Source organism: Listeria farberi, assembly GCF_014229295.1.
GTDB classification, from domain to species: Bacteria; Bacillota; Bacilli; order Lactobacillales; family Listeriaceae; genus Listeria; species Listeria farberi.
On the sequence record NZ_JAARZL010000005.1, the window covers coordinates 21,047 to 34,877 of the forward strand.

At 36.7% G+C, this 13,831-nt stretch carries 14 protein-coding genes; 13 read left to right on the forward strand and 1 reads right to left on the reverse strand.

Translation table 11 applies throughout. The features are described from left to right. Positions 1 to 73 precede the first annotated feature (73 nt). The 4 genes from HCB38_RS12225 (at position 74) to HCB38_RS12240 (ending at position 3,123) form a co-directional block, all read left to right on the forward strand. On the forward strand, positions 74 to 397 hold the full coding sequence (locus HCB38_RS12225; RefSeq protein WP_185619345.1) for a YxeA family protein: 324 nt from the start codon (positions 74 to 76) through the stop codon (positions 395 to 397). A gap of 22 nt (positions 398 to 419) precedes the next feature. Next, entirely contained in the window at positions 420 to 623 is a 204-nt protein-coding gene (locus tag HCB38_RS12230; RefSeq protein ID WP_185319947.1) for a hypothetical protein, read from the forward strand. Between the two features lie 317 nt (positions 624 to 940). Then, positions 941 to 1,777, forward strand: coding sequence for a lipoyl-[GcvH]:protein N-lipoyltransferase (lipL, locus tag HCB38_RS12235; RefSeq protein WP_185319946.1), 837 nt, complete (start codon positions 941 to 943; stop codon positions 1,775 to 1,777). Positions 1,778 to 1,800: 23 nt separating this feature from the next. Beyond that, positions 1,801 to 3,123, forward strand: coding sequence for an HD domain-containing protein (locus HCB38_RS12240; protein WP_185638677.1), 1,323 nt, complete (start codon positions 1,801 to 1,803; stop codon positions 3,121 to 3,123). Between the two features lie 37 nt (positions 3,124 to 3,160). Here HCB38_RS12240 and thmT read toward each other — a convergent pair whose 3' ends face one another. Further along, positions 3,161 to 3,346 (reverse strand): 2-hydroxymuconate tautomerase, encoded by a 186-nt coding sequence (gene thmT, locus HCB38_RS12245; protein WP_010991343.1) that lies wholly within the window; start codon positions 3,344 to 3,346, stop codon positions 3,161 to 3,163. A 73-nt stretch (positions 3,347 to 3,419) separates the two neighbouring features. Between thmT and HCB38_RS12250 the strand changes: the two genes are divergently transcribed. The 9 genes from HCB38_RS12250 to HCB38_RS12290 all read left to right on the forward strand — a co-directional run bounded on the left by HCB38_RS12250 (position 3,420) and on the right by HCB38_RS12290 (position 13,830). Continuing rightward, a complete protein-coding gene (locus HCB38_RS12250) occupies positions 3,420 to 4,073 on the forward strand; it encodes a site-2 protease family protein (protein ID WP_185319943.1) in 654 nt (217 codons plus the stop codon). A gap of 77 nt (positions 4,074 to 4,150) precedes the next feature. Then, a complete protein-coding gene (locus HCB38_RS12255; RefSeq protein ID WP_185619349.1) occupies positions 4,151 to 4,600 on the forward strand; it encodes a YwiB family protein in 450 nt (149 codons plus the stop codon). Further along, positions 4,597 to 6,267, forward strand: coding sequence for an arginine--tRNA ligase (gene argS / locus HCB38_RS12260; RefSeq protein WP_185638679.1), 1,671 nt, complete (start codon positions 4,597 to 4,599; stop codon positions 6,265 to 6,267). Before HCB38_RS12255 ends, argS begins: the two co-directional genes overlap by 4 nt. 365 nt (positions 6,268 to 6,632) lie before the next feature. Beyond that, positions 6,633 to 7,166: a DNA-directed RNA polymerase subunit delta gene (rpoE, locus tag HCB38_RS12265; RefSeq protein ID WP_185319941.1), complete on the forward strand. Its 534-nt coding sequence runs from the start codon at positions 6,633 to 6,635 to the stop codon at positions 7,164 to 7,166. A 365-nt stretch (positions 7,167 to 7,531) separates the two neighbouring features. Beyond that, a complete protein-coding gene (pyrG, locus tag HCB38_RS12270) occupies positions 7,532 to 9,130 on the forward strand; it encodes a CTP synthase (protein ID WP_185319940.1) in 1,599 nt (532 codons plus the stop codon). A 133-nt stretch (positions 9,131 to 9,263) separates the two neighbouring features. After that, positions 9,264 to 10,184: a diacylglycerol kinase family lipid kinase gene (locus tag HCB38_RS12275; protein ID WP_185319939.1), complete on the forward strand. Its 921-nt coding sequence runs from the start codon at positions 9,264 to 9,266 to the stop codon at positions 10,182 to 10,184. Between the two features lie 168 nt (positions 10,185 to 10,352). Continuing rightward, positions 10,353 to 11,207 carry a class II fructose-1,6-bisphosphate aldolase gene (fba, locus tag HCB38_RS12280; RefSeq protein ID WP_003768394.1) on the forward strand — a complete coding sequence of 285 codons (855 nt, stop codon included), beginning with the start codon at positions 10,353 to 10,355 and terminating at the stop codon, positions 11,205 to 11,207. A gap of 321 nt (positions 11,208 to 11,528) precedes the next feature. Then, positions 11,529 to 12,812: a glycosyltransferase family 4 protein gene (locus HCB38_RS12285; RefSeq protein ID WP_185319938.1), complete on the forward strand. Its 1,284-nt coding sequence runs from the start codon at positions 11,529 to 11,531 to the stop codon at positions 12,810 to 12,812. Continuing rightward, positions 12,805 to 13,830 (forward strand): glycosyltransferase family 4 protein, encoded by a 1,026-nt coding sequence (locus HCB38_RS12290; RefSeq protein WP_185638681.1) that lies wholly within the window; start codon positions 12,805 to 12,807, stop codon positions 13,828 to 13,830. The genes HCB38_RS12285 and HCB38_RS12290 overlap by 8 nt, the downstream gene beginning before the upstream one ends. Position 13,831 lies beyond the last annotated feature (1 nt).

Below are 13,831 nucleotides of genomic sequence, written 5' to 3' on the forward strand. Positions count from 1 at the left end.
GCCTAGAGCCGTTCGTTCCTTTTTTAGATGTCCTCTATAATTAACCTATCAACAAAAAAGGACGGTAAAAACAATGAAAAAGGGACTTTTCGGTTTACTGGCTGCAATTTTTGTATTAACAATGGTTGTAATTGAATTTTCAGCACCAGTTGGATCAGCAGCAAATACATATTACGTTACAATCAAAAACGATGGAAAAGAAGTTACCAAGTCAAAGTTCAAAGGGTATTCTTTCCGCGAATCGTGTCTAGATAATCAAGGAAACAGTCACCAAGTTAACTTCATGTCAACTACACAACTTAAAAAGAACAAACAGTATAAAATCGTCGTTCAAGACAACGAACTACTCGTTCAAGCCAAAGAAATAAACAGTGTTCCACTTGCAAGTAGCAAATAAAATTAGAAAAGAGGAAAAAATCATGAACAGTTTTTGGAAAATATTTTTTACAGTTATTTTAGGATTTATTGCACTTAATATCGTACTGGATATTGTTGGAATTACACTTCACTTCTTATTCCCAGTCCTTGTACTAGGTGGAATTGGATATTTACTTTATCGCATGTGGGGGAATTCTCCGAAACATACAAGTCAACGCGACAAGAAAGACCGTTACGATTGGTAAAATTTTGCTAACTAAGCTCCCTAGGCTTTTAGATATACAGAACCTAATTTCTTTTACAGAAGTTAGGTTTTTTTGTATGGTAAGTTTGTTATAATAAGGTAAAGGAAATGAGGCGATGAAAATGAAAAAAGATATAATTACCAAATCTATTGTTATATCAATCATTACAGTCTTAGTTTTCAACATTAAACGTAAAAAAGTAAAATAAGCATCAAAAATCTAAAAATAACGATTAAATGGCTATTTTAAGCCGTTTGTAACTAAAGTGGCAACATATATGCTATAATAGCAAAAAGAAAATCACGGAGGACATAGAGATGGACATTGAAAACACATTATTAAAGCAAGAATCATGGCGTTTCATTGATAATACAACAATCAACCCAGCTTTTGATGCTATTCAATCATTTGCCACAGATGATACGTTATGTCGTTCAGTTGGAGCGAGAATGGTGCCGCCCACTGTTCGAGGTTGGGTTCATGAAAAAACAGTTTCCCTTGGAATACAAGATTCTAAGTTACCAGATATAGATAAGGGGATTGCTTTTTTACAGGAACAAGGTTATAGAGTAGTAGTTCGAAACTCCGGTGGTTTAGCAGTTGTACTTGATGCAGGTGTGCTTAATCTCTCCATGGTACTTCCAGACGCTGAACGTGGAATTGCGATTGAACGGGGTTATGAAACTATGTTTACCTTGATTAAGGATATGTTTGTAGATTGTAATGAAGTAATTGAAGCGAAGGAAATCGTGAATTCTTATTGTCCTGGAAGCTATGATCTTAGCATACAAGGACAGAAATTTGCTGGGATTTCACAACGTAGAATGGCGAAAGGTGTCGCTGTTCAAATTTATTTAGCTGTTGATGGCAATCAAGACGCTCGCTCAGAACTAATTCGCAATTTTTATGCAATCAGTGGGAAAGACAAGCAAACCAAATATAGTTTTCCAGATGTGGATCCAGAAGTTATGGGTACGCTAGCTGATTTAATGAAAGAAAATATTACTGTTAATGGATGTTTAGTTCGATTATTTAATAGTTTGCGTCATTATGCAGGTGAACTTGAATCAGGCACTCTGACTTCAGAAGAACTCGATTTATTTCCAGCCTACTATGAACGTTTAATTGCCCGAAATGATAAAGTGCTTTCTTAAATTACATAAAAGGAGAGGGTAGCGTGAGTTATTTAACGGAAAAGTTAATTGAAGAAAAAGTGTTCAAAGATCCAGTTCATGGTTATGTCCATGTTTCTGATAAGTTAATTTGGGATTTAATTGCAACCAAAGAATTTCAGCGATTGCGACGAATACACCAATTAGGCACGACTTCGCTTACGTTCCATGGAGCCGAACATAGTCGTTTCAATCATTCTTTAGGTGTGTATGAGATTGTTCGCCAAATTATTGATGTGACTTTTGCAAAAGAACCACAATTAGATCCTCTAGAACGAATGGTGGCTTTATGTGCCGCGCTTTTACACGATTTAGGTCATGGCCCATTTTCCCATGCATTTGAGAAGGTTTTTGGCACGGATCATGAGGAGTATACGCAAGCAATTATTATTGGCAATACAGAAGTTAGCGAAGTGCTTTCACGAGTTAGCGATGATTTTCCGCTCAAGGTGGCCTCGATTATTAAGAAAAACTACCCTAATCAAACGCTAGTTAAGTTGATTTCGAGCCAAATTGACGCTGACCGAATGGACTACTTATTACGTGATGCGTATTATACAGGGGTTAGTTATGGGAAGTTTGATTTAGAACGGATATTACGAGTGCTTCGACCTAGCCCTGATGGTAATGGGGTTATTGTGAAGTACTCCGGAATGCATGCTGTGGAAGATTATATTATGAGCCGTTACCAAATGTATCAGCAAGTGTATTTTCATCCAGTGAGCCGGAGTGGGGAAGTATTGTTATGGAAAATCCTCGAACGAGCGAAGAAGTTGTATTGCGCGGGTTATGATTTTCAAGTCTCTCCAATACAGGTGTTACCGTTTTTTGTAAATGAAGTGAATTTGAAAGACTATATTGTGCTTGATGATATTGTTTTAATGTATTATTTCTCGATTTGGCAAGAGGAAACGGATCCGATTTTGAGTGATTTATGTAGCCGCTTTTTAAATAGAAGATTGCTCAGGTATCTTAATTATAATCCGAAAGAAGATGCTGAACTATACACTGAATTAAAAGGATTGTTAGAAAAAGCTGATATCGATCCTTCGTACTATTTAGTAGTTGATTCTTCTAGTGACCTGCCGTATGATTATTATCTTCCAGGCGTTGGTAGCGGAAAAGAACCTATAAAACTGCTTATGGGCAATGGCGAACTGCGTGAACTGTCGACTGAATCACCAGTTGTTGAAGCAATCGGGCGGGAACGTCGAACAGATATCAAACTATATTATCCACTTGACTTCATTGAGAGCGGCCGAGTTGAGCAGGAGATAGCTGAAAGAATGATTTCATTAATTCATGCGCATTCATTAAAAGAAAAATAAAAGAAGCAAGGCGGTTAAACCTTGCTTCAAATAATGCTTAAATATCAGATTTTCTTACGCCGCCAACACCGTAATCAGTTTTTTTCATTTCTTCTAAAATTACGTGAATATTTTCTTTTGGCGCCTTTAGGTTTTTAGAAACTACGTCAGTTACTTCGCTGACTAAAGCTTTCTTTTGGTCATCACTGCGACCTTCTAAGAATTGAATGGTAACAAATGGCATTTTCTCACCTCGATAAAAGTTTTTTTCATTATAGCACATAAAAATTACTCTATAAAAGATAAAGGAGGCGCTTATGCCTAGTTTTCTCGCTTATCCCCTTGAAATGATACCTTATGTTGTAATTACACTTTTAATTGCCTTTACGATTCACGAATGGGCGCATGCATTAGTAGCGCTAGCGTTTGGTGATGATACCGCAAAAAATCAAGGTCGTTTATCCTTAAATCCACTTGTACATATTGATTTGTTTGGCTTATTAATGATTTTAATTGCTGGGTTTGGTTGGGCTAAACCGACCCCGGTCAACCGTTTTAAATTAAAGAAAAGACGTCTTGGCAGTATTCTTGTCACCCTCGCCGGCCCGGTAAGCAACTTACTATTAGCAATTTTGGGCGTTGGTTTGTACGCACTTTTTCTAAACTATGCATTTTTTACCTATGGTTCAGTGACAGAAACATTTTTAATGATTTTTGTGCAATTAAACCTTGTTTTATTTGTATTTAATTTAATTCCAATTCCGCCATTAGATGGGTACCAAATATTAGTAGAATTCTTACCGATGTCAGCTAGAGCTAAACTCGAGCCAGTGGAACGCTATGCAATGCTTATTTTCTTAGTTATAGCTTTAACACCAATTTCCAATTTTACCATTCAACCAATTTTCGACACAGTTATTCCGTTTGTTTTTGATATAATATTGATGATTTTCGGACTATCATCATTTTAACTTGTTGCTTTTCATGCTGTTTTTCACTATAATATAATGCGTCTATTCTTCTGGCCGGAAAGGGGTAAATAAGCGATATGACAGCCAATCAAATGGAGCGAAAAAATGTAACTATTCATATCACCAATGTCATCCGTCAGATGGATGCAGAAGAGAAATCCGATATGTCTGTTTCGGGTGTTTTCTACCGCGATAAAGGCAATCGTTATCTGCATTATGAGGAAAAACAATTAGCTGGAACGATTCGCACGGTTCTTAAAATTGCTGATAACGAGCTGCTTTTAATGAGAAGTGGTGCTGTAAATATGAGAATGCACTTTTTCCGAGATAATAGGAGAAGTACTGCTTCTGTTGATTCAGGGGCGGGTAAATTACAATTAGAATCAGAATTAGTATCAATGGAAGAACTATATGAAAATAAGCCAGATGTGCTTAGTGAAGTTGCATTTCAATATGATTTACTTAGCCACGGCGAATACATCGGCTCATATACTGTTTTAATGAAAATAGAGGAGGACGCAGAATGAATGTCATGCAAGAGAACCAAATCAAACTAATTGAACATATCAAACAAGCAGTTGTTCAAGCGGTTGGTTTAGAAGAAACAGAAGTACCAGAAATTTTACTCGAAGTACCAAAAGACAAGAAGCATGGAGATTATTCGACTAATATTGCGATGCAGCTTGCTAGAGTTGCTAAGAAAGCACCTCGTCAAATTGCCGAAAGTATCGTTCCTGAACTTAAAAAAGATACCAAACTAATTAAAGAAGTAGAAATTGCTGGACCTGGTTTTATTAATTTTTATTTAGATAATGCTTATTTAACCGATTTAGTGCCAGTTATTCTAACGGAAGATAAAAAGTACGGAGAATCAGACTTTGGTAAAGGTGAAAAATTCCAAATTGAGTTCGTGTCGGCTAATCCAACTGGTGACTTGCATCTTGGACATGCTCGTGGCGCTGCAATTGGGGATTCTCTTGCAAACATTATGAAAACAGCGGGATTTGATGTTTCCAGAGAATATTATATTAATGATGCGGGAAATCAAATTAATAATTTAGTCCTTTCAGCAGAAGCGCGTTATTTTGAAGCATTAGGCTTAGAAGCTGAATTTCCAGAAGATGGTTACCGTGGTTCAGATATTATCTTACTTGGGAAAGATTTAGCTGCTAAATATGGCGATAAATATGTGAACGTAAGTGAAGAAGAGCGCCGTTCTGTTTTTCGCGTGGATGCACTTGCATTTGAAACAGGGAAATTACGGACGGATTTAGAGGAATTTCGTGTTTCTTTTGATGAGTGGTTTTCAGAAACATCCTTATATGAAGAAAATAAAGTATTGCCAGCATTAGAACGTTTGCGCGAAAATGGTTATATTTATGAACTAGACGGAGCTACTTGGTTAAGAACAACGGATTTTGAAGATGACAAAGACCGCGTATTGATTAAGTCAGACGGTAGTTATACGTATTTCTTACCAGATATCGCTTACCATCTAAACAAATTAGAGCGTGGTTTTGATGTATTAATTGATATATGGGGAGCGGATCATCATGGCTATATTCCTCGGATGCGTGCTGCGATTGAAGCGCTTGGTTACTCACCGAATCAACTAGAAGTAGAAATCATTCAACTAGTTCATTTATTCGAAGACGGCGTGCAAGTGAAAATGAGTAAACGTACTGGTAAATCTGTTACAATGCGCGACTTAATTGAAGAAGTTGGCCTAGATGCGACAAGATATTTCTTTGCAATGCGTAGTTCTGATACACATATGAACTTTGATATGAGCTTGGCAAAATCTACATCTAATGATAACCCAGTTTATTATGTGCAATATGCGCATGCCAGAATTTCAAGTATTTTACGTTCTGGTAAAGAGCAAGGCTTAGAAGCTACAAAAGAGGCTAACATGAGTCTTTTACAAACTGAAGCAGAATATGATTTGTTAAAAGTGTTAGGTGAATTTGCAGATGTTGTTACTGAAGCGGCAGTGAAAAGAGCTCCACACCGCATCGTTCGTTATTTAAATGATTTAGCGACTGCATTCCACCGTTTTTACAATAGTAATAAAGTACTTGATATGGACAACCTAGAAGTTACGAAAGCAAGATTAGCACTGATTAAAACAGCACAAATTACCCTTAGAAATGGTTTGACACTTCTCGGTGTATCTGCACCAGAAAAAATGTGATATCCTATAAATATAGGTTACTCGTTGACGTCATAACCAAAATGTACTAAAGTTAATAGAAACATAGGTAACTGAAAAAACGGGGAGAGCATATGATGAAGCGATTAATAATATTGGCGCTGCTTTTCGTGTTTCTGTGCGTCGCAATCTATATTCTCTACGACTTTCAACTTGGATCAATCCCAATTCTTTTAATGGCCATCCTATTCTTTTACATCGGATATAAAATAGTCAAGAAGAATTGATGTAATTAGGAAAATTTAGGTTGTACTTGCCAGGAATAACATGTAAAATAGTGAAGTTGGGCTGAACGAAAAAATAACAGCTAAATAAATTGGAATTACGATAGAAAGGGCGTGCCAGTTTTGGATTTAAAGAACTTAACGCAAGAAGAACGTAGTGAATTATCTTTAATTGATGTTGCACATTTTATTTTGGAACAGCGGAAAGAAACGATTCTTTTCCCTGAATTAGTGAAAGAGATTCAAGCGTTCCTAGGTTTGAAAGATGCAGAAATAAGGGAGCGTCTTGTTCAATTTTATACAGATATGAATATTGATGGTAACTTCATTTCGCTTGGAAACAATACGTGGGGACTTCGTGCATGGTATCCAATGGATGCAATTGATGAAGAAGTACAAACGCAAACAACTCCGAAGAAAAAACGTAAATCAGATGATGACGATGAAGATGAAGAAATCCTGGACGATGACGTGGACTACGATGATGAAGAAATCGTGGAAGAGCTTGGTGAAGAAGAAATCTCTCTTGCGGATGTCTTGCTTGATGAAGACGAAGATGACGATGATCATTTGCCAGACGGTATCGAAGGTGATTTAGCAACCGTAGAAGATGATTACACTGATGGGGATTACACAGAAGACCCAGAAGATAAATAATAACTGAATTTTAATCAGATAGATACACCCATTTTAGCGGGAAAGTATCTGTCTGATTTTTTTAGCCTACTTAATGGATTGATGGCGGTTTCATAAAATAAAGACTTGACTTCTATCGTTATCATTAGTAGTATTTTATTTGGGCTCCCTTTTATAGGGACGGATATTTATGAGAATCAGCGCTCCCTTACTTTTATGAAGTAGGCGGAGTGTTTTTTATTTTGGTTTACAAAATACTTGAAATTGTGATTAGTACGCGAGATAGATAATCACAATATTGTTTTATCTGGCAATTTCCCACCCCAGCAGGAAAATCGTCAGACCCTGCAAGTTTTTCATTTCAGGAAGGAGTAGATTTTTTTAACATGACAAAGTATATTTTCGTTACAGGTGGCGTAGTTTCGTCAATTGGAAAAGGAATCACAGCAGCATCACTCGGACGTTTGCTGAAAAATCGTGGACTTAGTGTTACCATTCAAAAATTTGATCCATACATCAACGTGGATCCTGGAACAATGAGCCCATACCAACACGGGGAAGTTTATGTGACAGATGATGGCGCAGAAACGGACTTAGACCTTGGCCATTACGAACGTTTTATCGATATCAACCTAAATAAATACAGCAATGTAACAACTGGTAAAGTTTACTCAGAAGTTATTAAAAAAGAACGCCGCGGGGATTACTTAGGTGGAACAGTGCAAGTTATTCCACACATTACAAACGAATTAAAAGATCGCGTTTTCCGTGCAGCACGTATGACCAATTCAGACATTATCATCACTGAAATTGGTGGAACAGTTGGGGATATCGAATCTTTACCTTTCTTAGAAGCAATTCGTCAAATTAAAGGGGATGTTGGTGCGGAAAACGTACTTTATATTCACACAACTTTAATTCCTTACATCAAAGCAGCTGGCGAAATGAAGACTAAACCAACGCAACATAGTGTTAAAGAACTCCGCAGCCTAGGAATTCAACCAAACATTATCGTTGTTCGCACAGAGCAACCTGTTTCACAAGAAATGAAAGACAAGATTGCGCTATTCTGTGATATTAAAGCTTCAGAAGTGATTGAATCTCGTGATGAAGAAACACTTTATAATGTACCACTTTCTTTACAAAAACAAAAAATGGATGATATTGTTCTAGAACACTTGCAATTAGAAGCGCCACAAGCGGAAATGACTGATTGGAAAAACTTAGTACACCGCGTGAAAAATCTATCCAAAAAAGTTCGTATCGGCCTAGTTGGTAAATATGTTTCCTTGCAAGATGCGTATCTTTCTGTAGCAGAAGCACTTCGTCATGCAGGATATGACCATGATGCAGAAATCGAAATCGACTGGATTGATTCCGAAAAAGTAACAAAAGAAAATGTTGCTGAAATCATGAAAGACGTTGATGGTATCTTAGTTCCTGGTGGTTTCGGTGATCGTGCCATTGAAGGTAAAATTGCTGCTATCGAGTATGCACGCGTAAATAAAGTACCTTATTTCGGTATTTGTTTAGGTATGCAACTAGCAACAGTCGAATTTGCTCGTAACGTACTTGGTCTTGAAGGAGCACACTCAGCAGAAATCGAACCAGAAACAAAACATAACATCATTGATTTATTACCAGAACAAAAAAATATCGAAAACATGGGTGGAACACTTCGTCTAGGACTTTATCCAGCACGTATTAAGCAAGGCACTAAAGCTGAAGCTGCTTATGGTACGACCCTTGTAGAAGAGCGTCACCGTCATCGTTATGAGTTTAATAACGAATATAGAGAACAAATGGAAGAAGCTGGCATGATTGTTTCTGCAACAAGCCCGGACGGACGCTTAGTTGAAGTAGTTGAGTTAGCTAATCATCCTTGGTTTGTCGCGTGTCAATATCATCCAGAATTCATTTCTCGTCCAAACCGCCCACAAAGCTTATTTAAAGATTTTGTTGGTGCAGCACTTAACAATAAATAATATATTTTTAATTAGACGGCTTATTTCTGGATGTGACAGAAATAAGCCGTTTTTTATTTTGAGTCAAACAAGTTGACAGTACCCAGTTAAAATAGGAAACTAAAAACATCTAAAGGAAAGAGGGAGCGGCAATTTGCAGAAGAAAGCGATGATTATATATAATCCAGCAGCTGGGAAAAATAAGTTTCGGAAATTACTTCCAGATGCAGAAAGAATTTTAACAGAAGCTGATTTAGAGGTAATGCTAGTTCCGTCAACACCAGAGCCAAAAAGTACAATGAAAATCGCTCGACAAGCGGCTGAATCAGGATATGATATGGTGATTGCTGCGGGAGGCGACGGAACGGTCAATGAAGTTGTTAATGGTTTAATGCAAGTTGAAAAAAGACCAAAACTAGGAATCTTACCAGTAGGAACAACGAATGATTATGCAAGAGCACTGAACATGGCTAAAGATCCATTAGAAGCGCTTCGCATTATTGCCAAACAAGAAACCATTCACGTAGATATTGGAAAAGCTAATGAAACCGAATTTTTTATTAATAACGCAGCAGGAGGCAAAATCACTGAAATAACTTATGCAGTAAAAGAATCCATGAAATCCAAGTGGGGCAGACTTGCTTATCTTTTCAGCGGACTCACTGTTCTTCCAAAATTATCTCCAGTAAATGTAGAAATTTCTTATAATGATAAAATCTTTAAAGGGGATATTTTATTATTTTTTGTCAATAAATCCAATTCTGTTGGAGGAATGGAGACGTTATGCCCGCCAGCTCAATTAAATAGTGGAGCGTTCGAACTTCTAATTTTAAAAAAGGTATCGCCGAAAAAGTTATTCCAACTTTTTGCTTCAATAAAAAAAGGTAAACATCTAAGTAGTCCCTATGTAATTCATGCGCGTGCTGATAAAGTCGAAGTGAAAAGTGACGCTGATTTAAATGTGAGTTATGATGGTGTGTATGGAGGGAAAGCACCATATACATTAGAGGTAATTCCAGACGCGTTAGAAGTATTTGCTGACGAAAAAAGAATTTCAGCCCGTCTTAGAGGCTAAAGCGTTTTCACTAGAAAATTTTCTAGTTTTTATGGTAAATTGATCACAAATCTGTTATCATAAGTTTGTTAGGGGAAAATAGCTGCCACTATTTTTCACGGCGGAAATTCAAATCTTAGGGGAAATCAAAAATGGTTTTCCTAAATTCCTGAGGGAGGAAATTGTATTATGCCTATCGTTAACATGACAGACATGCTGAAAAAAGCATTAGCTGGAAAATATGCTGTTGGTCAATTCAACATCAACAACCTTGAATGGACTCAAGCTATTTTGAAAGCTGCAGAAGCAGAAAAATCACCAGTTATTTTAGGAGTTTCTGAAGGAGCTGCTAAATACATGGGAGGATTCAAAACAGTTGTAAAAATGACTGAAGGACTTGTAGAAGACCTGAAAATCACTGTACCTGTTGCGATTCACCTTGATCATGGTTCAAGCTTTGATTCTTGTAAAGCGGCTATCGATGCAGGATTCTCTTCTGTAATGATCGACGGCTCTCACCACCCAATTGATGAAAATATTGCAATGACTAAACAAGTTGTTGATTATGCGCATGCTAAAGGCGTATCTGTAGAAGCTGAAATTGGAACTGTTGGTGGAGATGAAGACGGCGTTACTGGTGGAATCAACTATGCTGATCCACAAGAATGTTTACGTGTTGTTAAAGAAGCTAACATTGATGCACTTGCTGCAGCATTAGGTTCTGTTCACGGTCCTTACCACGGCGAACCAGTTCTTGGTTTTGACGAAATGAAAGAAATCTCCGAACTTACAGGTGCTCCACTTGTACTTCACGGCGGTTCTGGAATTCCTGAACACCAAATTAAAAAAGCAATTGAACTAGGTCACAGCAAAATCAACGTTAACACTGAATGCCAAATCGTTTGGACAGCAGCTGTTCGCGAAAAATTAGCTACTGATGACAAAGTTTATGATCCACGTAAAGTAATCGGCCCTGGTGTGGACGCGATTATCAAGACTGTAACAGAAAAAATTCAAGAGTTTGGTTCTAACGGTAAAGCGTAAGACGAACTTTATGATGATATAAAAAATAACTGGTTAGAATCACTTGTTGATTTGGCCAGTTATTTTTTATGTAAATTTTAAGTACTATAGAAGGAAATTAATTATCGTTATTATGATGAATATGGTATGATAACTATAGCTTTTGGTCAAAAGGCTCCAATTTTTGTAATTTCCCGATTAAAAATCATGCTTTAGGCGCATGTTTTATCTAGATAAGTGAGTCATAATGTAGTTGATTATATAATACGTATGACTTGAGTTATGTTATAATAATATACTAAATGATGAATGAACCAACGAGGAAGAGAGTAGGCGATAGTAATGAATATAGGGATTTTTACGGATACCTACAGTCCGCAAATTAGCGGTGTAGCTACATCGATAATGATTATGGAAAACGAACTAAGAAAACAAGGGCACACTGTATATATTTTTACAACGACGGATCCTAACGCTGATAGAGAAAGCGAAGAAGGACGTGTGTTTCGTTTACCTAGTATACCGTTTGTCTTTTTTCCAGAACGTCGCGTAGCAATTGCAGGAATGAATAAGTTTATTAAGCTAGTAGGTCGCTTGAATTTAGACATTATCCACACACATACAGAGTTTTCATTAGGTCTTTTGGGTAAGCGAATTGCTAAAAAATATAATATTCCATCTATCCATACCTATCACACAATGTATGTTGATTACTTGCATTATATTGCAAAAGGTAAAATTTTAACACCTTCAATGGTTGGTAAAATGACAAAGTCTTTTTGTGATAGTTATGATGCCGTAATTACTCCGACTGCAAAAGTAAGGCATCATTTAGAAGAACAAGGTATTCATAAATTGATGTATACTGTTCCGACTGGTACAGACATTTCGTCATTTGCTCCAGTTGAAAAACAAAGAATTTTGGATTTGAAAAAATCTCTTGGAATTCAAGAAGTAGATTCTGTTATTCTTTCACTTGGAAGAATTGCACATGAAAAGAATATTGATGCGATTATTAATGCGATGCCAGAAGTCCTTGAAACAAAATCAAATGCTAAACTAGTGATTGTTGGTGACGGACCAGTACGCAAAGACTTAGAAAAATTAGTAGAAAGCAAACAATTAGAAAATCATGTTATTTTCACAGGCGCAGTTGACTGGGAAAATATTAGTTTATATTATCAATTAGGTGATTTATTTGTTAGTGCTTCGACAACAGAAACGCAAGGATTAACTTATGCAGAAGCAATGGCGGCCTCATTGCCAGTTGTAGCTAAACGGGATGAAAGTATTGAAGACTTTTTAACAGATAAAGAAACAGCCTTTTTATTCGATGAGGATGACGAACTAGCAAGCTTATTAATTAAAATATTTTCTGATAAAGAAGTTGCGACTTTAGTAGCTAAAAATGGAAGAGTAAAAGTAGAATCAATTTCGGCGGAACAGTTTGGCATCAATATTGAGTCTACATATAATGAGGTTCGCGAGATATACCGTGTAAAGCGACAAAACGGCACAATTAAAGTAAAGCCAACATTAATAAAAAGTAAAATTGCTTCTCAAGTATTTTCACTTTCTTCCTCTACGCACGTTCAAAGGAAAGAGAGGTCATCGCGGCGTGATTAAGTTAACAATGCTATCATCAGCAGAAAAAGTAAAAGGGCAAGGCGTAGCATCAGCATACCGCGAACTTGTGAATTTACTAGAAGAAAGATATGCAGATGAGATTGATATGAAGATTAATAGTTTTAAGAAATCGGATATCACGCATTACCATACCGTTGATTTCCGTTTTTTTCTTTCGACCTTTTTTAAGAAAAAACGAGGAGTCCGAGTTGGTTATGTGCATTTTTTACCAGAAACGATGGAAGGCAGTCTCAAATTGCCTTGGATTGCTCGCGTCGTTTTCTATAAATATTTGATTGGTTTTTATAAACGAATGGATGAGATTGTTGTTGTGAATCCATCATTTATCCCCAAACTTACGGCATATGATATTCCAAAAGAAAAAATTCATTATATCCCGAATTTCGTTTCCAAAAAGAGTTTTTTCCCTATTTCAAAAGCAGATAAGGAAGTTGCTCGGGCGAAATATGGAATTCCAGAAGACAAGTTTACGGTAATTGGAATTGGTCAAGTGCAACATCGTAAAGGTGTACTTGATTTTATCGAGGTTGCTAAACAACTGCCTGATGTGCAATTTGTTTGGGCGGGGGGATTTTCTTTTGGAAAGATTACTTCGGGGTATGAAGAACTTAAGAAAATTTATGATAACCCTCCAGCAAATGTGAAATTTATTGGTATTGTGGATCGTTCTGAAATGAATGCTTGTATTAATATGGCGGATTTGTTCTTTATGCCATCCTATAATGAGTTATTTCCTATGGCGATTTTAGAAGCTATGAGTGCGGATGTTCCTATATTGCTTCGTAATTTAGAATTATATGAAGAAATTTTAACTGGCTATTATGTGAAAGAAGTTGATAATCCTGGTTTTGTACGAGCAATAGAACGCTTGGAACATGATGGTGATTATTATAATGAAATGTTGCAAGCTGCTAAAGAGGGTGCAACCTATTATTCAGAAGATCGTTTAGCGAAAATATGGTTGGCCTTTTATCAAGGATTATTAACGAAGGAGTGAG

What these genes read in the sequence shown, in the direction of transcription:
- HCB38_RS12225 (WP_185619345.1), top strand. Translation starts at nt 74, where the DNA reads ATGAAAAAGGGACTTTTCGGTTTACTGGCTGCAATTTTTGTATTAACA.
- HCB38_RS12230 (WP_185319947.1), top strand. Translation starts at nt 420, where the DNA reads ATGAACAGTTTTTGGAAAATATTTTTTACAGTTATTTTAGGATTTATT.
- lipL (WP_185319946.1), top strand. Translation starts at nt 941, where the DNA reads ATGGACATTGAAAACACATTATTAAAGCAAGAATCATGGCGTTTCATT.
- thmT (WP_010991343.1), bottom strand. Translation starts at nt 3,346, where the DNA reads ATGCCATTTGTTACCATTCAATTCTTAGAAGGTCGCAGTGATGACCAA.
- HCB38_RS12250 (WP_185319943.1), top strand. Translation starts at nt 3,420, where the DNA reads ATGCCTAGTTTTCTCGCTTATCCCCTTGAAATGATACCTTATGTTGTA.
- HCB38_RS12255 (WP_185619349.1), top strand. Translation starts at nt 4,151, where the DNA reads ATGACAGCCAATCAAATGGAGCGAAAAAATGTAACTATTCATATCACC.
- argS (WP_185638679.1), top strand. Translation starts at nt 4,597, where the DNA reads ATGAATGTCATGCAAGAGAACCAAATCAAACTAATTGAACATATCAAA.
- pyrG (WP_185319940.1), top strand. Translation starts at nt 7,532, where the DNA reads ATGACAAAGTATATTTTCGTTACAGGTGGCGTAGTTTCGTCAATTGGA.
- fba (WP_003768394.1), top strand. Translation starts at nt 10,353, where the DNA reads ATGCCTATCGTTAACATGACAGACATGCTGAAAAAAGCATTAGCTGGA.
- HCB38_RS12285 (WP_185319938.1), top strand. Translation starts at nt 11,529, where the DNA reads ATGAATATAGGGATTTTTACGGATACCTACAGTCCGCAAATTAGCGGT.